This is a genomic window from Corynebacterium sp. LK2590, assembly GCF_040946105.1.
GTDB lineage: Bacteria > Actinomycetota > Actinomycetes > Mycobacteriales > Mycobacteriaceae > Corynebacterium.
Genome location: NZ_JAYWMH010000001.1, coordinates 294283 through 315580, shown reverse-complemented (window position 1 = coordinate 315580; position 21298 = coordinate 294283). Strand labels below are relative to the sequence as shown.

The 21298-nt window shown below is 67.1% G+C and carries 17 protein-coding genes; 8 read left to right on the top strand and 9 right to left on the bottom strand.

The features are described 5' to 3' along the window. Window positions 1–50: 50 nt before the first annotated feature. A complete protein-coding gene (locus VVR85_RS01440; RefSeq protein WP_368519187.1) occupies window positions 51–1043 on the bottom strand; it encodes a hypothetical protein in 993 nt (330 codons plus the stop codon). A gap of 163 nt (window positions 1044–1206) precedes the next feature. Here VVR85_RS01440 and hrpA point away from each other — a divergent pair, with 163 nt between their 5' ends. Next, window positions 1207–5145 carry an ATP-dependent RNA helicase HrpA gene (hrpA, locus tag VVR85_RS01435; RefSeq protein WP_368519186.1) on the top strand — a complete coding sequence of 1313 codons (3939 nt, stop codon included), beginning with the start codon at window positions 1207–1209 and terminating at the stop codon, window positions 5143–5145. A gap of 23 nt (window positions 5146–5168) precedes the next feature. Here hrpA and nrdR read toward each other — a convergent pair whose 3' ends face one another. Further along, window positions 5169–5627 (bottom strand): transcriptional regulator NrdR, encoded by a 459-nt coding sequence (gene nrdR, locus VVR85_RS01430; protein WP_368519185.1) that lies wholly within the window; start codon window positions 5625–5627, stop codon window positions 5169–5171. Between the two features lie 119 nt (window positions 5628–5746). Further along, window positions 5747–6193 carry a hypothetical protein gene (locus tag VVR85_RS01425; RefSeq protein ID WP_368519184.1) on the bottom strand — a complete coding sequence of 149 codons (447 nt, stop codon included), beginning with the start codon at window positions 6191–6193 and terminating at the stop codon, window positions 5747–5749. Window positions 6194–6403: 210 nt separating this feature from the next. Here VVR85_RS01425 and lexA point away from each other — a divergent pair, with 210 nt between their 5' ends. Both lexA and VVR85_RS01415 read left to right on the top strand, forming a co-directional pair. Continuing rightward, window positions 6404–7156, top strand: a complete 753-nt coding sequence (lexA, locus tag VVR85_RS01420; RefSeq protein WP_409338159.1) for a transcriptional repressor LexA — start codon at window positions 6404–6406, stop codon at window positions 7154–7156. A gap of 255 nt (window positions 7157–7411) precedes the next feature. Continuing rightward, window positions 7412–8194 carry a DeoR/GlpR family DNA-binding transcription regulator gene (locus tag VVR85_RS01415; protein ID WP_368519182.1) on the top strand — a complete coding sequence of 261 codons (783 nt, stop codon included), beginning with the start codon at window positions 7412–7414 and terminating at the stop codon, window positions 8192–8194. Window positions 8195–8278: 84 nt separating this feature from the next. On the opposite strand, the gene ptsP is transcribed toward VVR85_RS01415, so the two are convergent. Further along, the gene (gene ptsP / locus VVR85_RS01410) at window positions 8279–10060 is read right to left on the bottom strand and encodes a phosphoenolpyruvate--protein phosphotransferase (RefSeq protein WP_368519181.1); all 1782 of its coding nucleotides are present in this window, start codon (window positions 10058–10060) and stop codon (window positions 8279–8281) included. A 451-nt stretch (window positions 10061–10511) separates the two neighbouring features. On the opposite strand from ptsP, the gene VVR85_RS01405 reads away from it, so the two are divergent. The 3 genes from VVR85_RS01405 (at window position 10512) to VVR85_RS01395 (ending at window position 14055) form a co-directional block, all read left to right on the top strand. Continuing rightward, window positions 10512–11480 (top strand): 1-phosphofructokinase family hexose kinase, encoded by a 969-nt coding sequence (locus VVR85_RS01405; protein ID WP_368519180.1) that lies wholly within the window; start codon window positions 10512–10514, stop codon window positions 11478–11480. Window positions 11481–11519: 39 nt separating this feature from the next. After that, window positions 11520–13658, top strand: a complete 2139-nt coding sequence (locus VVR85_RS01400; protein ID WP_368519179.1) for a fructose-specific PTS transporter subunit EIIC — start codon at window positions 11520–11522, stop codon at window positions 13656–13658. 127 nt (window positions 13659–13785) lie between these two features. Further along, on the top strand, window positions 13786–14055 hold the full coding sequence (locus VVR85_RS01395; protein WP_070768454.1) for an HPr family phosphocarrier protein: 270 nt from the start codon (window positions 13786–13788) through the stop codon (window positions 14053–14055). A 114-nt stretch (window positions 14056–14169) separates the two neighbouring features. On the opposite strand, the gene VVR85_RS01390 is transcribed toward VVR85_RS01395, so the two are convergent. Together VVR85_RS01390 and hflX are read right to left on the bottom strand one after the other, a co-directional pair. Beyond that, window positions 14170–15453, bottom strand: a complete 1284-nt coding sequence (locus tag VVR85_RS01390) for a uracil-xanthine permease family protein (RefSeq protein WP_368519178.1) — start codon at window positions 15451–15453, stop codon at window positions 14170–14172. Between the two features lie 35 nt (window positions 15454–15488). Next, window positions 15489–16985 (bottom strand): GTPase HflX, encoded by a 1497-nt coding sequence (gene hflX / locus VVR85_RS01385; protein WP_368519177.1) that lies wholly within the window; start codon window positions 16983–16985, stop codon window positions 15489–15491. 292 nt (window positions 16986–17277) lie between these two features. Between hflX and VVR85_RS01380 the strand changes: the two genes are divergently transcribed. Together VVR85_RS01380 and VVR85_RS01375 are read left to right on the top strand one after the other, a co-directional pair. Then, window positions 17278–18021, top strand: a complete 744-nt coding sequence (locus tag VVR85_RS01380; RefSeq protein WP_368519420.1) for a hypothetical protein — start codon at window positions 17278–17280, stop codon at window positions 18019–18021. A 99-nt stretch (window positions 18022–18120) separates the two neighbouring features. Beyond that, the gene (locus VVR85_RS01375; RefSeq protein WP_368519176.1) at window positions 18121–18690 is read left to right on the top strand and encodes a hypothetical protein; all 570 of its coding nucleotides are present in this window, start codon (window positions 18121–18123) and stop codon (window positions 18688–18690) included. Here VVR85_RS01375 and dapF read toward each other — a convergent pair. From dapF to VVR85_RS01360, 3 genes are all read right to left on the bottom strand, one after another. Then, window positions 18687–19532 (bottom strand): diaminopimelate epimerase, encoded by an 846-nt coding sequence (dapF, locus tag VVR85_RS01370; protein ID WP_368519175.1) that lies wholly within the window; start codon window positions 19530–19532, stop codon window positions 18687–18689. The two genes, VVR85_RS01375 and dapF, sit on opposite strands and share 4 nt — an antisense overlap. A gap of 69 nt (window positions 19533–19601) precedes the next feature. After that, window positions 19602–20510, bottom strand: coding sequence for a tRNA (adenosine(37)-N6)-dimethylallyltransferase MiaA (gene miaA / locus VVR85_RS01365; RefSeq protein WP_409338160.1), 909 nt, complete (start codon window positions 20508–20510; stop codon window positions 19602–19604). Then, on the bottom strand, window positions 20510–21166 hold the full coding sequence (locus VVR85_RS01360) for a hypothetical protein (protein WP_368519174.1): 657 nt from the start codon (window positions 21164–21166) through the stop codon (window positions 20510–20512). The genes miaA and VVR85_RS01360 overlap by 1 nt, the downstream gene beginning before the upstream one ends. Window positions 21167–21298: the final 132 nt, after the last annotated feature.

The following is a 21298-nucleotide window of genomic DNA, read 5'->3' as shown; positions in this document are numbered from 1 at the left end:
GGGGCACAACCACGTGCTCCGGGCGGGGTGAAAGCTTTAGTGAGCCGCTTTTAGACGCGGACGGTGGCCGCGCACGAGCGGTACATGTGCGCCTGGGCCAGCAGCACGACGGCCGCCACGATGCTCGCGCCCAGCATGATGAAGATGGACATCAGGATGACACCCACGATGCCGAAGGAGATAAACAGCAGGCTCACCAGCGCCACGGCCAGCATGAGGCCGAAGGAAATCAGCCCCACCAGCAGGCTGAACAGCAGCAGCTGCAGGTAGTTCTTCTTGCCGGCGGCAAAGCCCGTCGAGAAGGAGGCGCCGAAGCCGGTCTTGCCGTCCGCCGCGAACCACGGCATCAGCGTGAACAGCGGCGATAGGAAGAACATGAGCACGACGAAGGCCATAAAGAAGGCAAAGACTCCCGCGAAGACGCTCGGATCCAGCTGCGCCGGGTCGGTGGTTTCGCTCATCTCGTTGAAGCCGCTGAGCTGCATCCCGCCCAGCATGATGACGGTGATAATCCCCTGGACGACCAGGTAGACGCCCGCGGCGGCCCAGTGCACGTCCTTGCCAAGGGCGCCGATACCCGGCCGCGGCTCGTCAACGTGCCAGGTGGCAAACCGGTACAGCACGGGCGTGACCACGATAGAGATCACCAGGCTGAGCAGGCTGGTGACCACGGAGTTGCCCGAGTAACCTGCCTCGATATCCCCGCCGGTGAGCAAGGAGATGCCCATCGAGAGGATCGCGCCGGCCAGGCCCAGGACTAGCGCCAGCGGCACCAGGGTCTTCCAGTTGCGGCCGAAGGAGGAAAAGCCCCAGCCGATGGACCGGACCGCCTGCGGGCGCTGCGGCCCGTGCAGATATCCAGCATCGCCGCCCGCATAACCCTGCGCGCCCGCGTACCCGTAGCCCGGGGCCTGCTGCCCGCCGGGATTCGGGGAGCCGAAATTCGGGTTGTCCTCCGGGTGGCTCGTCGGCTCGTAACGCGGCAGATCGCCGAAGGAGTCGTTCGGCGACTGCCCGTCGCTCGGATCGTTCGGGGTGGTCATGGTGGGTCCTTTCTGAATTCATCAACAGAATACGGCGGGGACTGGCTACCCCAGTGACGGTATCACCCGGCGGCCCTATACGTTCGACCTGTTCCGAAAGAGTGTCTCAATAGTTACCGGTTTGAGCCCTCACGCGCCGCCGTGAGTAGAATTAGCTGCGACAATGGCTAATACACACAAGGACCCGCAAGAACCGCGCGAGGCGCGCGATACCTCTCCCGCAGCGCCCAGCCGCGACGATCTGTACGCCCGCCTGGCTAACGTACGAAGCGCCGACGAGCGCGCCTTCCGGCGCCGCCTGAAAAAGGCGCGCTCCCCGCACGCGCTCACGGCGATCTCCGCCGACATCGACGCCGCCGAAGAGCGCGTACGCGGCATCGACCGCCTCGTGCCGGAGATCGTCTACCCGGACAGCCTGCCGGTCAGCGCCCGTCGCGACGACATCGCCGAGGCGATTGACAACAACCAGGTGGTCATCATCGCCGGCGAGACCGGCTCCGGCAAGACCACGCAGATCCCGAAGATCTGCCTGGAGCTGGGCCGCGGCCGCCGCGGGCTGATCGGCCACACGCAGCCGCGGCGCCTGGCGGCCCGCACGGTCGCCGAGCGTATCGCCGACGAGCTCGGACAGAAGATCGGCCAGACCGTCGGCTACGCCATCCGCTTCGACGATCAGGTCTCCAAGTCCACGGCCGTCAAGCTCATGACGGACGGCATCCTGCTGGCGGAAATGCAGCGCGACCGCTTCCTCAACGCCTACGACACCATCATCATCGACGAGGCCCACGAGCGTTCGCTGAACATCGACTTCCTTCTGGGCTACCTCAAGCGGCTGCTGCCCAAGCGCCCGGATCTCAAGGTGATTATTACCTCGGCGACCATCGATCCGGAGCGTTTCGCCCAGCACTTCGCCAGCCCGGAAGGGCCCGCGCCCATCATCGAGGTCTCCGGCCGCACCTACCCCGTCGAGATCCGCTACCGGCCCCTGGAATTCGAGGCCGGCGGCAAGGTGGTCGACCAAGACCCGCTGGACGGGCTCGTCGAAGCCCTGACCGAACTGATGGCCGAGGGCGACGGCGATATCTTGTGCTTCTTCCCCGGCGAGCGCGACATCCGCGACGCCATGGAGGTCATCGAGGCCAAGAAGTGGAAGGGCGTGGAGGTCACTCCCCTCTTCGGCCGCCTGTCCAACCAGGAACAGCACCGGGTCTTTAGCCCGCACTCGGGGCGGCGCATCGTGCTTTCGACCAATATCGCCGAGACCTCCCTGACGGTGCCCGGAATCCGCTACGTCGTGGACACCGGCACCGCGCGTATCTCGCGCTATTCCACGCGCACCAAGGTCCAGCGCCTGCCCATCGAGCCCATCTCCCAGGCCAGCGCGAACCAACGCTCCGGACGCTGCGGGCGTGTGGCCGACGGCATCGCCATCCGCCTGTACTCGGAGCAGGACTTTTTGTCCCGCCCGGAGTTCACCGACCCGGAAATCCTGCGCACCAACCTGGCCAGCGTCATCCTGCAGATGATTTCCCTGCGGCTGGGCGATATCTCCCGCTTCCCCTTCGTGCAGCCGCCGGCGGACAAGGCGGTGCGCGACGGCATCGCCCTGCTCAACGAGCTGGGTGCTTTGGGCACGGAGAACAAGAACGGGCTGCCCACGCTGACCAAGACCGGCTCGACGCTGGCGCGCATCCCGGTCGACCCGCGCATGGCACGGATGCTGGTGGAAGCCCACAAGCTGGGCTGCCTGCACGACGTCATCATCATCGTTGCGGCCATGACCATCCAGGACGTGCGCGAACGCCCCTTAGAAAAGCAGGCCCAGGCCGACCAGGCGCACGCGCGGTTTAAGGACAAGACCTCGGATTTCTTAAGCCAGCTCAAGCTGTGGGACTACATTAAGGACTCCCGCGACGAAAAGTCCGGCAACGCTTTCCGCAAGCAGATGAAGGCGGAGTTCCTGCACTACATGCGCATCCGCGAGTGGTTCGATCTGGTGCGCCAGCTGCGCGAGGTCGCCAAGCAGCTCAAGTGGACCGCGCAGGAATCCGGCAAGCGGGCCGATGCCGCCATCCACCAGGCGCTGCTGTCGGGCTTGCTGTCCAATATCGGCGCCCGCGACGGCAACTCCAAGGAGTTCCACGGCGCCCGCAACACCCGCTTTATGGTCTTCCCCGGCTCCGCGCTGGCGAAGAAGCCGCCGGAGTTCGTCATGGCCGCCGAACTGGTGGAAACCTCCCGGCTGTGGGCGCGCGATGTCGCCCAGATCGATCCCGCCTGGGTGGAGCGTTTGGCCTCCGGCCTGCTCAAGCACAGCTACTCCGACCCAGTCTGGTCGAGTAAGCGGGCCACGGCCATGGTCAAGCAGAAGTCGACGCTGTACGGCGTGCCGGTGGTCCACGACCGCTCCGTGCCCTACCACCGCGTCGACCAGGCTGCGGCCCGGGATTTGTTCATCCGGCACGCGCTCATCGGCGGAGAGTGGAATACCCACCATTCCTTCTTCCACGACAACGTCGCCAAGCTCGACAAGGCGGCCGAGTACGAGGACAAGGCCCGCCGCCGCGGCCTGGTAGCGGACGAGGACGCCCTCTTCGCCTTCTACGACGAGCGCCTGCCCGCCAATATCACCAGCGGCAAGTACTTCGACTCCTGGTGGAAGAAGGAGCGCCACGCCCACCCCGCGCTGCTGGACTTCGATCCGGAAGCACTGGTCAACGACGCCGATAACCGTGTGACCGAGGCGGACTTTCCCGATACCTGGCGCGCCGGCTCCGTGGAGCTGGACCTGTCGTACCACTTCAGCCCCGGCGATCCCCTGGACGGCGTGACCATCCAGGTGCCGGTGCCCATGCTGGCCGGGCTGGATACCACCGGCTTCGATTGGCTGGTGCCGGGCCTGCGCCTGGAGCTGGTCACGGAGCTCATCCGCAGCCTGCCCAAGGCCCTGCGCCGCACGGTGGTGCCCGCCCCGGAGTTCGCCGAGCGCGCCCTGGACAAGCTGGTCCCCTACGCCGGGCCCATTACCGAACAGCTAGCCGACGTCCTGCGGGAACTGGGCGGCCAGGGCATCAACGCCGTGGACTTCCGCCCGCAGTCACTGCCCGACCACCTGCGCATGAACTATGCCGCCATCGATAAGCGGGGCAAGATTATCGACTCCGACCGCGATCTTTCCGCGCTGGTCAACCGCCAGGCAGGATCGATTAAGTCCTCGGTCTCGAAGGTCAGCCGCATCTCGGAGTCCGGGTCAGTCAAGGAATGGCGCGCCGACAACCTCGGCTCCATCGATGACGAGGTCCGCACCACGGTGGACGGCCACGAGGTCACCGCCTACCCGGCGCTGGTCGCCACCAAGGACGGCGTCGAGGTCAAGGTGCACCCCACCAAGGCCGCGGCCGATGCGGCCATGCTGACCACGACGCTGACGTTGCTCATGCGGGAAATCACCGTCAACCCGCGCCCCATGGTCAAGGGCCTGCCCTTGCAGCAGCGCGTGGCCATCGACAACTACCCGCACGGCGGGGCCGAAGGCCTGGTCTCCGACGCCCGGGTGGCCGCCATCCGCGATCTCCTGCTGGAGGCCGGCGGCGCGGTGCGCTCCCCGGAAGAATTCGACCAGCTGCGCAAGAAGGTCGCCCCGGACGTGCCCGGGCGGGTGCGCCAGATGGTCGTCGCCATCGCCCCGGGACTGGTCGAATACGGACGCATCACGGACGAGCTCGACAAGTGGACCGGCCCAGCCATCGACGACATCCGCGCCCAGCTGGATTTCCTGCTTCCCCCGCAGGCGATCACGAAAAACGGCATCGAACATCTGCGGCATCTGCCGCGCTACCTGCAGGCGGTGCGCATTCGGTTAGAAGAGATGAACCTCGACCCGGACAAGGACGCGGACCGCCAAGCGGAGGTCGACGAGGCGAAGGCCTACCTCAATAATCGCCTGCGTTCGCTGCCAGCCGGGAGATCTAAGACGAAGGCGGTGCGGGATATCTACTGGATGATCGAGGAGCTCCGAGTCTCCCTGTTCGCCCAACGCCTCGGCACCGCGCACGCGGTGTCCCTGCGACGCATCCAGAAGGCTGTCGACAAGCTGGCCTAGCGCCGCGCTGCCGCGGCCGAAGCCTAGAAGTTGCTCCGGTCGCGGCGCTTCATCAGGCGGATCTCCGACTCGAAATCATCCGCGCTGTCGAAGGATTTATACACGGAGGCGAAGCGCAGGTACGCCACCTCGTCGAGGTCGCGCAGCGGGTCGAGGATGGCCAGGCCGATATCGTTGGCGTTGATCTGGGAGCTGCCGTGGCTGCGCACGGTCTCCTCCACTTCCTGGGCCAGGCGCTTCAAGGCGTCGTCCGAGACATCACGGCCCTGGCAGGCCCGGCGCACGCCGCGGATCAGCTTGTCGCGGCTAAACGGCTCGGACAGGCCGTTGCGCTTGACCACGGACAGCACCGCCTTTTCGACCGTGGTGAAACGGCCCCGGCACGAAGAACACTCGCGCCGGCGGCGGATGGAAGCACCCGCGTCAACGACGCGGGAGTCGATGACGCGTGACTGTTCGTGGTGACAAAATGGGCAATACAACTCGGCTCGCTCCCCGTATCTTTCTAGCTTCCCGGTTTCATCCGCACCAGCGGACCACGCGGATGCCTTACCAGTCTACTGCGCGCGGCGATGGGAAAGCCGAGTGCCCGGACCGCGGCCTAGTTCAGGTGAGCCTGCTGGGTGATGGCACTGTCCACGGCTCCCATCGAGCTGGCGGACTCCGGGCCGTCAACAAGCCCCATGCCCGCCGCCAGCGTGCCCAAGAAGACTGCACATCCGAACACAGCGCCGAGCGCGTAGTTGCCCTTCTGGCGCCCCTGCTCGGAGACCATCCCGCGCGGCTGCCCTGCGAAATCCTCGGCGCTCAGCGCGGGCTGCGAACGACGGTCTGTTCGATTATCTAGCGTGAGCGTTCGAGAATAGCGCGACCCCACGCCAGCCGGGCCGTGCCCCGACCAGGCGGGCGCGCCCTGCCGATCCCCGAAATCTCGGACCGATGGCTCCCACACCGCGGCCGCGGGCACCACGGAAGGGGTGCGGGAACCGGTGCGGTAAGCTGCAAATTCGGTGTTAGCGATACGGCGGTCATCAAATGCGAGAGTCATAGTAATCTTTCCTTTCCTTGGTGCCACCGAGTCTAAATCCGGACCCCGACATGGCACCGACTTTCCTTCGTTCGAATGTTCGAATTAGGTTCTGTGTTCGATTTATAGCAGGGTTCCCAAAATTTGTCTAGCGCACGGGCGAAGATCTCGAACATTTGTACATTTCGTGCTAGAAAGGAAGGTAGGAATTTTCGCGGGCCCGCAGCGCCTGTGTCCCCCACTAACCGACCTGCTAGTCAACTTGGAGAGTTAAAGACCATGGCCCGACCCAGCAAATCCTCACAAAAACCGACACTCGACTCCTTAAGCGCCCGCCAGCGGCGCATCCTCGAGGTCATTCACGACGCCGTACTCCTGCGCGGCTATCCGCCGAGCATCCGCGAGATCGGTGACGCCGCCGGCCTGCAGTCGACCTCCTCGGTGGCCTACCAGCTCAAGCAGCTGGAGGAGAAGGGCTTCCTGCGGCGCGATCCCAACAAGCCGCGCGCCGTCGATGTCCGCCACCTCAACACCGAGAAGGAAGACGCGAAGGCCGAGAAGGCCAGCAAGTCCGCGGATCTCCCGCAGACCCCGCCCGATGCCGGCCAGGTCAGCTACATCCCCGTCGTCGGGCGCATTGCCGCCGGGACCCCCATCACGGCCGAGGAAAACATCGACACCTACTACCCCATGCCGGATGAGGTCGTCGGCGGCGGCGATCTCTACATGCTGCAGGTCGTCGGCGACTCCATGCGGGACGCCGGCATCCTGGACGGGGACTGGGTCATCGTCCGCTCGCAGTCCACGGCGGAGGAAGGCGACTTCGTCGCAGCCCTCCTGGAGGGCGAGGAAGCCACCGTCAAGGAGTTCCACCGCGACTCCACCGGGGTGTGGCTGCTGCCCCACAATGACGCCTATTCCCCTATCAACGGGGAGGAATCGGAAATCATGGGCAAGGTCGTCTCCGTGATGCGCAAGCTCTAATTCCCCGGAACATTCCGCGTTATTCCCCCTTTCTGAGGTAGCGGGGCATGCAAAAGGTCACTCCCGCCTCATGGCCGTAGTTCCGATTTGCCCGATCTACCTCAAGAAATACCCAAGCAACCCAAGAACCGGGTGCTTGGGTTTTTCTGTTTGTGTTTGCCCACGCGGTTTTTCTGGAACAATTTGAGTAGACCCATTTCACCGTGTGCGCGCGCCCATCCGCGCGCGTACCCACGGACCGAGGAGAACTACCCAATGTATGCAGAAGAACGCCGTCGGCAGATTGCGTCCCTCACCGCCGTCGAGGGACGCGTCAATGTCACGGAACTCTCCCATAAATTCGACGTCACCGCCGAGACCATCCGCCGCGACCTGGCCGTCCTGGACCGCGAGGGCGTCGTCCACCGCGTCCACGGCGGTGCGGTGGCCTCGCAGACCTTCCAGACCGCCGAGTTCACCCTGGACACGCGCTCGCGCTCGGCCACCGGGGCGAAATCCGCGATCGCCGAGGCGGCCCTCGAATTCCTCCCCGAGACCCCGGGCAGCATCTTCCTGGACGCCGGCACCACCACGAACGCGCTAAGCGATCTCATCGCAGCGAGTCCCCTGGCCAACCAACTGTCGATCGTGTCGAACAGCCTGCCCATTGCCCTGTCGCTGGCCAATAATGGCATCAAGGACGTACAACTACTGGGCGGTACGGTGCGCGGCATAACCCAGGCCGTGGTCGGCGATACCGCCCTGCGCACCATGGCGCTGCTGCGCGCCGACGTCGCGTTCATCGGCACCAACGCCCTGACCCTGGATCACGGACTGTCCACCGCAGACGCCCAGGAGGCGGCCATCAAGGCCGCGTTCGTGACCAACGCCCGAAAGGTTGTGGTCCTGTGTGACTCTTCCAAGCTGGGCAACGACTACCTGGTCAGCTTCGCCAAGATTTCGGACATCGACGTCGTCATCACGGACTCGGCGGCACCGCAAAGCTTCGTTGACGCGCTGCGCGAGCGCGAGATCACCGTGGTCATCGTCGACGCTTAACCCCCTCCAATACAAACAACCCGGCACAAGCCCCGCGTTAAGGCGGCGGCTCGGCCGGGTTGTTTAGTTGGACTGCCGGGGCCGTTAGCTTTCGACCTCAGGCTGCGCGAGCTCCTCAATGAGTTCGCGGACCTTGTCGCGCGCCTCCGAGGGGCCTTCGCAGGACACGGCTGCGGCGGCGATCTTGCGGCAGTCCTCGAGGCTGAGCTCGGCCAGCTGCGCGCCCACGCCGGCAACGGCGGTCGAGGCGGCCGACAGGGAGTTAACCCCCAGGCCGGTGAGGACGGCGGCGAGCATCGGATCCGCGGCGGCCTCGCCGCAGACACCTACGGGAACGTTGTTGTCGCCGCCGACCACGCAGGTGTGCTGGATAAGGCGCAGCACGGCGGGCTGCCAGGGGTCGGTCAGGTACGCCAGCTGCGGCGACAGGCGGTCCGCGGCCATGGTGTACTGGGTCAGGTCGTTGGTGCCGATGGAGACGAAGTCCAGGTGCGGCATGATGGTATCGGCCATGAGGGCCGCGGCGGGGACCTCGATCATCGCGCCCGGGATAAGGTTGCGTTCCCGGCACAGGCCGGCGAACCAGCGGGCCTCGTTCGCGGTAGCCACCATCGGGGCCATGACCCAGGTCTGCGCGCCTTCCGGGCGCTGTTCGGCGGCTTGGGCGATGGCGTCGAGCTGCCGGGTCAGCAGCGACTCGTTGTCGCGGGCGATGCGCAGGCCGCGCACGCCCAGCGCCGGGTTCTCCTCATCATCGAGGGTGGCGTAGCTAATCGGCTTGTCCGAGCCGGCGTCCAGCGTGCGCACGACGACCTTGCGGTCGCCGAAGGCGTTGAAGACCTTGGAGTAAATCTGTGCCTGCTCGTCGACGCTCGGTTCCTCCGAGGCGTTGAGGAAGGACAGCTCGGTGCGGTACAGGCCCACGCCCTCGGCCTGGGTGCCAGCGGCCAGCCGGGCGGCGTTGCCGTCGGCGACGTTGGCAAGCAGCTGCACGCGGTAGCCGTCGCTGGTTTGGGCCGGACCCTCCCACTGGGCGATCTTGGCGGCCTTGGCCTGGTACTCGGCCACGGCGGCCTGGGAGCTGTCGGCGTCCGCGCCGGTTTCGACCAGCCCGCGGGAACCGTCCACGAACAGCCACTCGCCCGCGCTGAGCTCGCGCAGCTTCGCGCCCGTGGCCACGATGCACGGGATGTCCAGCTGGCGGGCGATGATGGCGGTGTGGCTGGTGGGCCCGCCTAGCTCGGTCACCAGGGCCTTGATCCGGTCGATGTCCAGCGTCGCAGTATCCGCCGGCGCCAAGTCGTCGGCCAGCAGCACGGCCTCGCCTTCGACGTAGGGCAGGCCCGGCTCGTCCTCGCCGCGCAGCTCCGCGATGACGCGATCGCGCACGTCCTTCAGGTCCGTCGTGCGCTCAGCCATGACACCGCCGGCGGATTCGAACATGTAGACAAACTTGTCCGTGGCGGCGACTACCGCGTATTCCGCGCCGTTGCCGCCGCGCACGTTCTTGCGCACCGTCTTGTGCCAGCCCTTATCCCGCGCCATCGAGGCGGTGGCCTTCAGAACCTCCGCCGCATGCCCCTCGGCGCTTCCCGCACGCCCCTCGAGGCGCTGCGCGACGGTTTCCGCGGCCTCCTGGAAGCGCGCGAACTCGGCCTCGCGCTGGTCTTCTTCGACGATGGCTTCCCCGGACTGCGGCAGCTGCGGGCGGGGACGTACCCACACCGCGGGAGCGTAGGCGACGCCGGCCACCACACCGGTGCCCGCGATGGTGCCCCGCTGCCCGGCGTTCGCTTGAGCCGAGCTAGCTTCAGCGCTCGTCGACCCGGTGGTGGCGGTGCTGCCAGTGTTGTCGGTGTTGGTCATGTAAAACTTCTCCCTACGTCTGAAGACTAAGTAGACAAGATCGGTATACGCGTATTTATGGCAATCCTACTCAGGCTCGCCAGTACTCACTAGAAACGAATTCTGAGCTCTTCCGAAACTAGGTCCAGTGCGCCTCCGGCCCACTGGTGCAGGAGTCGTCAGGCCCCGGCGAGGCTCCGCAAGAGAACAACTTTCTGCCCAGTCTACCGAGACCCACGGAAAACCACATATACCCATTGACATACGGGCATAATCGGGCAACAATACAAAGTAAACGTCTGCAAACGTTGTCACACGTTACAGTTCGTTGACATTGACCCCTCGGCCACTCGGTCCCGGGCACCGTCGGATGTCTCACCCCTGCTGGCACTCAGGCCCGCAGCTAGAGACAACCGGCAAGGAGGCACGGAGCGACTGGCCGAAGCGCCCGCCGGAGGAAGCACCACCCACCATGATTTTGACGCTGACCCCTAACCCCAGCATCGACGCGACCCTATCCCTCGATGAACCGCTGACCACCGGTTTGGTCCACCGCGCCCGGTCTGTCTCCCAAGTCGCCGGCGGCAAGGGCATTAACGTCACCCACGCCGCGTACCTGGCGGAGCACCCCACCGTGGCGCTGTTTCCCGCGGGCCCCTCGGATCTATTCCTCTCCCTGGTCGAGGACGCCGCGCTGCCCTACGAGGCGGTCCCCCTCGACCACACCATCCGCGTAAACACGACGATTACCGACCCGTCCGGCGGCACCACCAAGATCAACGGCCCAGGCCCGTTGGTGGGTCCGGAGGTCCAGCAGGAAATCATCCAGCGGTTGGGCGCCCTCTCGGCGAACGCGGACTGGGTGGTGCTGGCCGGCTCCCTGCCGCCGGGCTGCCCGGCTGACTGGTATTCCTCGCTCATCAAGGCCCTGCGCAGCGCCTCCCCGCAGACCTGGATCGCGGTGGACACCTCCGACCAGCCCATGCTGGAAATCGCCCGCAACCTAGACACCGCGGCCCCGGATCTGCTCAAGCCGAACGGCTTCGAGCTCGGCCAGCTCGCCGGCGAGGACGGGCTCGCGCTCGAGGAACAGGCCGCGCGCGGCGATTATTCTGGAGTCGTGGCTGCGGCCCGCTCCGTGGTCCAGCGCGGGGTCGGCGAAATCCTGGTGACCTTGGGCGGCGCCGGCGCGGTACTCGTCACCGCCGATGGTGCCTGGGTGGCCACGCCCCCGGCTTCCGAGGTCGTCTCCACCGTCGGTGCGGGTGACTCGGCTCTCGCCGGGTACCTGCTGGCGCGCACCGCGGGCACCACCCGCCCGGAGGCGCTGCGCCAGGCCGTCGCCTACGGCACGGCCGCCGCGGGCCTGGCCGGTACCACCCTGCCCCGGCCAGACCAGATCGACCTGGCGGGCACCACGCTCGACGAACTTGATAACTAAATATCCTTTCCCGAAATCCTAAAGAAATGGAGCTGTCTCATGGCTTCTGAGATCATCACCGCCGACCTGGTGGCCCTTGATGCCCACTTCGGCGATTCCGTCGACTCGGTCATCACCGAGCTGGCCACGCTGGTGCACGCCACCGGCCGCGCCACGGAAATCGACGGCCTGGCCCAGCCAGCCATCGAACGCGAGTCCAAGGGGCGCACCGGCGTGGCCGGGCAGGTCGCCATCCCGCACTGCCGCTCCGCCGCGGTCACCGAGCCGACCCTGGCGTTCGCGCGCCTGGCCGACGGCGTCGACTTTTCCGGCCCCGACGGTGACGCGAACTTGGTCTTCCTTATCGCCGCTCCCGAAGGCGGCGGCAAGGCCCATCTGAAGATTCTGTCCAAGCTGGCCCGCGCGCTGGTCCGCCCGGACTTCCTCGAGGTCCTACGTACCGCCCAGCGCCCGGAAGAAGTCGTCGAGGCCGTCCTCGGCGTGGTCAACGCGGAAAAGAAGCCAAAGAAGCCAGCTAGCGAGGCGGCCGGCACCGCCGGGGCACAGGCCGGGGCCACCGCGGTCACCGGTCCCGCTGCTGCTAACGGCACTGCTGCCACCGGTGCACAGGAGTCGGCGTCCGGTGCCGCGGTCACGCGCATCGTGGCGGTGACCGCCTGCCCGACCGGTATTGCCCACACCTACATGGCAGCCGACGCGCTGACGCAGAACGCGGACACCCGCTCCGATATCGAGCTGCACGTGGAGACCCAGGGATCTGCCAACCAGGAGCCGCTGCCCGGCAGCGTCATCCAGGCCGCCAATGCCGTCATCTTCGCCACCGACGTCGGGGTCCGCGACCGCGAGCGATTCGCCGGCAAGCCGGTGATCGAGTCCGGGGTCAAGCGCGCCATCAACGAGCCCGGCACCATGCTGGATGAGGCCGTGGCGGCCGCGCAGAACCCGAACGCCCGCAAGGTCAGCGGCACGGCCGCAGCCTCCTCCGGCGAATCCGAGGAAGGCGCCAAGCTGGGCTGGGGCAAGCGCATCCAGCAGGCGATCATGACCGGCGTGTCCTACATGGTGCCGTTCGTGGCCGCCGGCGGCCTGCTGCTGGCGCTCGGCTTCCTCTTCGGCGGCGCCGACGTCGCCAATGGCTGGCAGGCCATTACCACCGACTACTCCCCGACCAATCTGCCGGGCAATACCGTTGAGGTCGACGGGGCGATGATGGAATTCCAGCGCTCCGGGATGATGCTCTACCTGGGCGCGGTCCTCTTCGCCACCGGCCAGGCCGCCATGAGCTTCATCGTGGCCGCGCTGTCCGGCTATATCGCCTTCGCACTAGCCGGCCGCCCCGGTATCGCCCCGGGCTTTGCCGGCGGTGCCATCGCCGTGCTGCTGGGCGCCGGCTTCATCGGCGGCCTGGTCACCGGTCTCATCGCCGGCCTGGTCGCCATGTGGATCGGCAGCTGGAAGGTCCCGCGCTGGCTGGGCTCCCTGATGCCGGTGGTGATCATCCCGCTGTTCGCCACCCTGGTCGTCGGCGTACTGATGTACATGTTGTTGGGCGCGCCGCTGGCCGGCATCATGGAGGGCCTGCAGAACTGGCTGCGCTCCATGACCGGCTCCTCGGCGGTCCTGCTGGGCCTTATCCTCGGCCTGATGATGTGCTTCGACCTGGGCGGCCCGGTCAACAAGGCGGCCTACCTCTTCGCCACCGCCGGCCTGTCCACCGGCGACCAGGCCTCCATGGAGATCATGGCCGCGGTCATGGCCGCCGGCATGGTGCCGCCTATCGCCCTATCGCTGGCCACGTTCATCCGCAAGAACCTGTTCACCCCGGCGGAGCAGGAAAACGGCAAGTCCGCCTGGCTGCTGGGTCTGTCCTTCGTCTCGGAGGGCGCCATCCCGTTCGCCGCGGCCGACCCGTTCCGCGTCATCCCGGCCATGATGGCCGGCGGCGCCGTCACCGGTGCCATCTCCATGGGCATGGGCGTTACCTCCCGCGCCCCGCACGGCGGCATCTTCGTGCCCTTCGCCATCTCCCCGGTCGGCAGCTACTTCCTGGCGATCATCGCCGGCGTGGTGGTCTCCACCATCTGCGTGCTCGCCCTCAAGCAGTTCTGGCCGAACAAGGCCGTGCGTGAGGCCGCCGCGAAGGACGCCGCCGCCCAGGCCGAGCCCGTCACTGCTTAAAGCAGGAACGCCCCGCGGTGCTACCGCGTCCGTCACAGTCGCGCGCCCTCCGGCGCGGGGCGTGGCACGCGGAACTAGCGCGCCGTAGACTGGGGCAGAAAACAACCGATGAAAGGATTGATTAATCATGGCTTCCAAGACCGTCAAGGTAGGTTCCTCCGTGGGCCTGCACGCCCGTCCGGCTTCCATCATCGCTGACGCCGCTGGCGAGTTCGATGAGGACATCTTCCTCAACCTGGTGGGCGAAGACGATGACGACGAGACCGATGCCGCCTCGTCCCTGATGATCATGGCCCTGGGCGCCGAGCAGGGCGACGAGGTCACCGTCACCTCCGAGAACTCCGAAGCCGTCGAGAAGATCGCTTCCCTCATCGAGCAGGATTTGGACGCCGAGTAGGCCACCAATCCCGGTTTTAGATAAACCTGGGGCCCAGGACAGTTCTTTGCTGTCCTGGGCCCCAACTCTTTTTGCGCATTTCTACTGGCCGCTCAGCGTTCGCCTAGCTGCGCACTAGTACTTCGCGTTCTGCCCTTCCCCGACGTGGTCGTAGAGGCGTTTCATGATGGGGTAACCGATGATGATGCCGACAGAGCCCCAGGCGATGCCTTCGAGGGTGACGCCGAAGACGTCGAGGGTGAGGTTGCCAATTCCGGCGATGAGCGACACGGCGGCCGCGGTCAGGTTGACCGGGTTGTTGAAGTTGACCTTGTTGTCCATCCAGATGCGCACGCCGAGCATGCCGATGAGCCCGTAGAGCACCAGGGTGGCCCCGCCCAGCACGCCGGTGGGGATGGTGAAGATGAGGGCGCCGAATTTCGGGATGAACGCCAGAGCGATGGCGGTCAGGGCTGCGACGAAATAGGCGGCGGTGGAATACACGCGCGTGGCGGCCATGACGCCGATGTTTTCCGCGTAGGTGGTGGTGCCGGAGCCGCCGAAGCCGCCGGCCAGCGAGGTGGCCAGGCCGTCGGCGAAGAGGGCATCGCCCGCCAGGTCGTCGAGGTCCCGGTTGGTCATCTCCGAGACGGCCTTGACGTGGCCGACGTTTTCGGCGATGAGGACGACCAGCACCGGCAGGGCCACCGCGATGGCCGAGAGGTTGAACTCCGGGGCGTGGAACTGCGGCAGGCCCACCCAGGCGGCCTCCCTAATGGATTCGCCGGCAGACGGATCCAGGTTGCCGGTCAGCGCGGCAAAGGCCCAGCCGACTACGACGCCGATGAGGATGGACAGGCGCGAGACCATGCCGCGGCCGGCCACCGTGGCCAGCAGGATGACCACCAGGGTCACCGCGGCCACCAGCGGCTGGCTGGAGAAGTTCGCAGCCGCGTTCGGGGCCAGGTTCAGGCCGATGAGGGCGACGATGGCGCCGGTCACGGCCGGGGGCATGACGGCATCGATAACGCGCTTGCCCGCGGCCTTGACGATAAGGCCGATGACAACCAGCGCCAGGCCGGTGCACATCACGGCGCCGGCCTGCACGCCGATGCCCTGGGCCTGCGAGGCGGACAGCGGCGCGATGAAGGCAAACGACGAGCCCAGGTAGGACGGCAGGCGGTTGCGGGTGATCGCCAGGAAGAGGATGGTGCCGATGCCGGAGAACAGCAGCGTGGTGTTGACCGGAAAGCCGGTCAGGGTGGGCACCAACAGCGTGGCGCCGAACATGGCCACGACGTGTTGCATGCCGATGCCGATGGTGCGCGGCCAGTTCAGCCGTTCTTCCGGGGCGACCACGGCCCCCGGGGCGATCTTCTTTCCGTCACCGTGGACGGTCCAACCGAAAATATTACTCACGAGTCTTCATTATGGATCACCTGCGCCAGGCGGGGTTAATCCACGCGAAACTCGGTTAACTCCGCCGCGACCTGCTGCGGCACGCGGGCGCTTATCCGCGTGCCCTCTTCCGAGTAATCCTCGCTGCGCACGGTGCCCTCCTCGTGGAGGCGGGCTACGACGTCGCCGCGGGTGTACGGCACGAGGAGTTCGACGTCCGCGTCCAGGGTGTTGAGGAAGAGCTCGACCCGGGTGGTCAGCTCGTCGACGCCCTCGCCGGTCTTCGCCGAGACGAAGACCACGTTGTCGCGGTCCAGGGTGTGGCGGACCTCCGCGAGCACCAGGGGATCGGCCTGGTCGATCTTGTTGATGACGATGATCTCCGGCGGCGGGTTCTCCCCTGTCTCCTTGACGATGTCGTAGATGACCTTGTTGACCGCGGAGATCTGCTTGAGCGGGAAGGGATCCGAGCCGTCGACCACGTGCAGCATGAGATCCGCGCCCAGCACCTCCTCTAGCGTGGACTTGAAGGCCTCGACCAGCTGCGTGGGCAGGTGGCGAACAAAGCCGACGGTGTCGGTGAAGACCACCTGGCGGCCGTCGCCCAGCTGCGCGCGGCGGGTGGTCGGATCCAGCGTGGCGAACAGGGCGTCTTCCACCAGCACGCCCGCCCCGGTCATCGCGTTGATGAGCGAGGACTTGCCGGCGTTCGTGTAGCCGGCAATGGCGATCTGCGCCACCGTGGACGCGGCGCGGCGGGAGCGCTTGACCTCGCGCGCGGTCTTCATGTTCCGCAGCGCCTTGCGCAGGCGGGCCATCTCCGTGCGGATGCGGCGGCGGTCGGTCTCGATCTTGGTCTCACCCGGGCCGCGCAGGCCCACGCCGCCGTTGGAGCCGGCGCGGCCGCCCGCCTGGCGCGACAGGTTGCCGCCCCAGCCACGGGTGTGCGTGTAGAGGTATTCCAGCTGGGCGAGCGAGACCTGCGCCTTGCCCTCCTTCGACTTCGCGTGCTGGGCGAAGATGTCCAGGATCAGCATCGTACGGTCGATGACCTTGGTGTTGAGGGCGCGCTCCAGCGCGGCCAGCTGGCCGGGGTTGAGCTCGCCGTCGCAGATGACCGTGTCCGCGCCGGTGGCCTCCACGATCTCCTTGAGCTCCTTGACCTTGCCGGAGCCGATGAACGTACCGGAGTCCGGCTTGTCGCGCTTTTGGTAGATGAGCTCGACGACCTCGGCGCCGGCGGTCTCGGCCAGGGCGGCCAGCTCGTCCAGGGTGGCCTCGACCTCAGCGATGGTGCCCTCGGTCCACACCCCGACCAGGATGACCTGCTCCAGGCGCAGCTTGCGGTACTCGACTTCGTAGCCATCCGTGATGTCCTCGGCGCGGATTGTGGTCTCCCGGGTCACGCTGCGCAGGGCGTTGCGCTCTGCCAGGTCCATCTCACCGGTGCTTAGTTCCTCGTCTGCGTGCGCGGGCCGTTGCGGCGCGTTATCGCGGAAGGCGTGGGCGAGCAGCTTTTCGTGCTCGTTACTAAATTGTGAAGATTCAGTCATATTGGTGCTTATTCTTCCACGTCACTGCGCTAAACCCCAAGTGACACCGGCTAGCTACAAACCGCCGCTTCCGTGGGGTGCCACCTGGGGGCAGCGGGCAGGCCCGGCGGGCGGGCGGCGTGAATTTAAGTGCCAGCGTACGGAGGGATAGAATATCGACATGACTACGCATGCCAGCCAGTCCGGCCCGACGCCCGCGGCCGAGAAACCAGACTCTCCCCAGCAGCCGAACCAGGCAGTACCCACCGCCCGCGCCGGGCAACCGGCCGGAGTGGCACACAAGCTGCCGGAAATGGCGGCCTTGGGCTTTAACTTCGACCGCTGGCAACAGGCCGTCGAGGCGGCCATCGCCACCGATCACCTGCAGGTCACCGGCGAGGTCCGCGGCGGGCAGCTCATCCAGTTCACCGACCCGAGCGGCGCGCAGCTCAACATCCTCGCCGTGGAGCCGTTTGCCACCTTCGTCGGCTTCAACGCCGTGACGCAGTCCTTCGCCCACGTCGACATGGTCAACGACGTGCTCGCCCACCTGGAGGTCATCGACCCCTTCGGCACGGTGCTAGCCACGGTGACCGCGAACCTCGCCCAGGGCCCGCTGCTGGCGGAGGAAGAAACCCAGCAGTGGCAGCAGGTCAGCCTGACCGCCTTGGCGCTGGAGACCCGCCGCTACGACTCCGCCGAGGCCTTTGAGGCCGAAACCGGCGAGTTCCCGGCGGTGGCCAAGTCCAGCGGCGCGGAGATCATCGCCTCCGGCTCCGGCGCCCAGGCGCCGACCCCGGCCTTCGAGTTCGCCGGGCGCGTTATGGAAAGCCAGTGGCTGACCAACGAGCTGACCGGCCAGCGCTTTGCCCACGTGGTACTCGACGGCGCCTTCCCGCTGGATGTTTGCCTGCCCGACGACGGCGGCGAGCTGCCGGCAAAGAACACGGTCCTGGCCGGCTCGGCCCTGCTGACGGCTAGCGTGGCCGCCCCTACGGGCGGGTGTGGATCCGGCGGCGGCTGCGGTTGCGGCTCCGGCGGCTGCGGCTGTTCCTAAGCCAAAGACTGTCTCACACGGTAAGATAACCCTCAAAGTACCGACCGTTTATTCGTAGCTTCCGATATTTGACCGCCCTTTTAAGGAGGTGACCTCCCCATGCCACTGCCCTTCCCCCGATCCGCAGGCCAGCGCCGCGCGCTAGCAATCGTGTTGACGATCATCGCCGCCGCCTTCCTCATCGGGCTGCTCAAGGTGGTCGGCCTGATAGTCGCGCTCCTGCTGGCCGGCGCGGTGTGGGTCATGCTCTCCATGCGCCCGGACGCCCACGAGCACCGGGTGCTGCGTTCTTCCATTCAGCTGTCGGCGGAAGACATCACGGACGTCATGGACGAATTCGATCACTTCAGCAACGCCCAGGATGCCGACACCATCGCGGACCGCACCCTGCACCGCCCGGCGCTGCTGGACTACGACTGCGGCGACGAGGCGGTGGAAAGGTTCCACTACCAGTACGCCTCCGCCCGCCGCTTCCTCAACCGGCTCAATGCCCGCTTGGCCAGCACGGAGCTAGAAACCCAAGACCTAGAGTCGCTGCTGCGGGTCACCGACCAGCGCGCGCTCGATATCAAGGAGTCCTGGATTAACGCCCGCCGGTCTGCCCAGCGGCTGGGCACCCGCTACAACGGCGAGGGCCCCGACAACCGCCTGGGGGGCGAGGCCAGCTAGAGGCTCGTCTCCCCGTCGGCGACGATCCGCGACGGGCCGGTCAGTACCGAGCCGCCGTCGGTGATGGTGACCTCCACGGTCCCGCCCGGCACGTGGACGCGCAAGGTGCCTTCCCCGCGGCCGGCATCGGCCAGCGCGGCGCGCGCGGCGGCCACCGTGCCCGTACCGCACGAGCGCGTCTCCCCCACGCCGCGCTCGACCACGCGCATGTGCACCTCGCCGTCTGCCGCCGGGGTGACGATCTCCACGTTGACACCTGCCGGGAAAAACTCCGGGTCCCAGGTCGGGGTGCCCAGTTCCCACTCGGCAAGTTCGGCGGGTTCCAGGCCCGGCACGACCGCGGCCAGGTGGGGGTTGCCCACGTCCACGCCGAGGCCGGCTACCCGGTGGGTGCCCACCTGCGCGGTGGAAAGCCCCAGCACCTTCGCCTCGCCCATCTGCACGCTGACGGTGGCGTCGGTGGCATCGGCAGCATGCACGGTGACCTTCTTGGTGCCGGCGCGGGTGCCGACGTTAAAGGTGGCGCTATCGACCAGCCCGTGGGCGCTGAGCCAGTGCGCGAAGACCCGGGTGCCATTGCCGCACATCTCCGCCACGGAGCCGTCCGCGTTGCGGTAGTCCATGAACCAGTCCTCGCGCTCCAGCCCGGCGGGCAGCGCCTCGATCTCGCCGGCCTCCAGCAGCTGCCCGGCGCGCACCACGCGCAGGATGCCGTCCGCACCCAGCCCGGCGCGCCTATCGCACAGCCGCTGCACGCGCTTTTCGGGCAGGTCCACGAGCTCCTCGAAGCTCGGGATGATGAGGAAATCGTTCTCGGTTCCGTGACCTTTGCTAACTCGCATGGCACCGAGTCTACTGCTTGAGTCCCGCACCCAGCGGGCGGGGTTGGGGCGCCCGGGTCGGCGCGGCTCCTAGCCCAGGCCCAAGGCCTGCTGAGCCTCGGCAAAAGTGTCGCCGGCCGCGTCCAGCCAGTAGATGCGCTTGTCCCGGCGGAACCAGGAGCGCTGGCGGCGCACGTAGCGGCGCGTGCCGAAGGTGGTCTTTTCTTCCGCCTCGGCCAGGGAGAGCTGGCCGTCGAGGTACTGCAGGACCTGCGCGTAGCCGATGGCCCGGCCGGCCGTGGACTCCGCCTGCAGGCCCACCTCCTTGAGGCCTTCGACCTCGCCGACCAGCCCCTGGGCGAACATCTGCCGGGTGCGCAGCTCAATCCGCGGGTTGAGCCACTCGGCCGGGGCGTGCAGGCCCAGCAGCCGGGTCCCCCAGCGGGGCGGGGCGTTCTTGGGCGGCTGGCTGGCCTGGAAGGGCCGGCCGGTCAGCTCGATGACCTCCAGGGCGCGCACGGTGCGCCGCGGGTCCTGGTCCTCGATGGTCTCGGCGGCCTGCGGGTCCCGCTCGGCCAGCAGGTCGTGCAGGGCGGCCGTGCCGATCTCTAGCCGGAGGTCTTCGTATTTCTGGCGGACGTCCGGGTCCGTGGGCGGGAACTGCCAATCGTCGACCAGGGACTGGACGTAGAGCATCGACCCGCCGACCAGGATGGGGGTCTTGCCCCGGGACCGGATGTCTTCCACGTCGGCTACCGCCGCGGCCTGGTAGCGGGCCACGGAGGCGGTCTCCGTGACCTCCCAGACGTCCAGCTGGTGGTGCGGGATGCCTTCGCGCTCTTCGACGGAAAGCTTGGCCGTACCGATGTCCATGCCCTTATACAGCTGCATGGAGTCGACGTTGACCACTTCCCCGTCGAGTGCGTGCGCCAGGGCCACGCCGAGGGCGGACTTGCCGGAGGCCGTCGGCCCCACCACGGCAATGGGGGTCGGCAGCATTAGGCCACCTCCCAGCGCGCGACGTAGCGCCCTACACCCAGGGAGTCGTCCGCGGCGAGAAGCTCCGCCGCCCGCAGGCCCCGGCGGGAGGCGTACTCGGCCAGCTCCAGCCAGGGCTCCGGCTCGACGATGCCGGCCTCGGACAGCTGGCCCGCGTCCCACTCCGGCGGGTAGGTGTTTACGCCGCCGCGAAGCAGCTCGCAGCACCACTGGTGCACCGCGGCTGCTGCGGGCAGCTCGGCCAGCGGGGCGCGGGCGTCTAACCCGGCGCTGCCGTCGACGACGACCACGGTGATGGCCTGCGGATCGGGTGCGGTGAGGTGCTCGCGCACGGCGCGCACCTCTACCCCGTCGACGGGCTCGGTGACGTAGCGGGCCACCAGCTCCGCCAGGTAGTGCCCGGCCGAGACCCGGACGTGTGGGGCGCCCCAGGCCGCGAAGGAGCCGGCGTGCTCGGTCCGCCAGCGCGGCGCCTGCGAACAGACCAGGTCGACCGGCACGCGCACGTGCTCCGCCCCGTCGTTCGCGCGGAGCTTAACCGCCGCCTGCCACAGCGCCGTGCGGGCGTGGTCGAGCAACTGGGCTCCGGCGGCATCGCTGGGCGCGAGTTCGCGCACCAAGGCGGGGGAACCGGGGATTATCACGAGGGTAGACATACGCGGATAATCTTAGCCGCTGCCGGGGCTGGCCCACAGTTCGCCCGCCCGGCTGGGAGTCCGCACGTGGCGGGTGAATACCGGGTAAAGTAATGAATCGGCACTTCGCGCATTTTTAGGGCGCGAAATCGC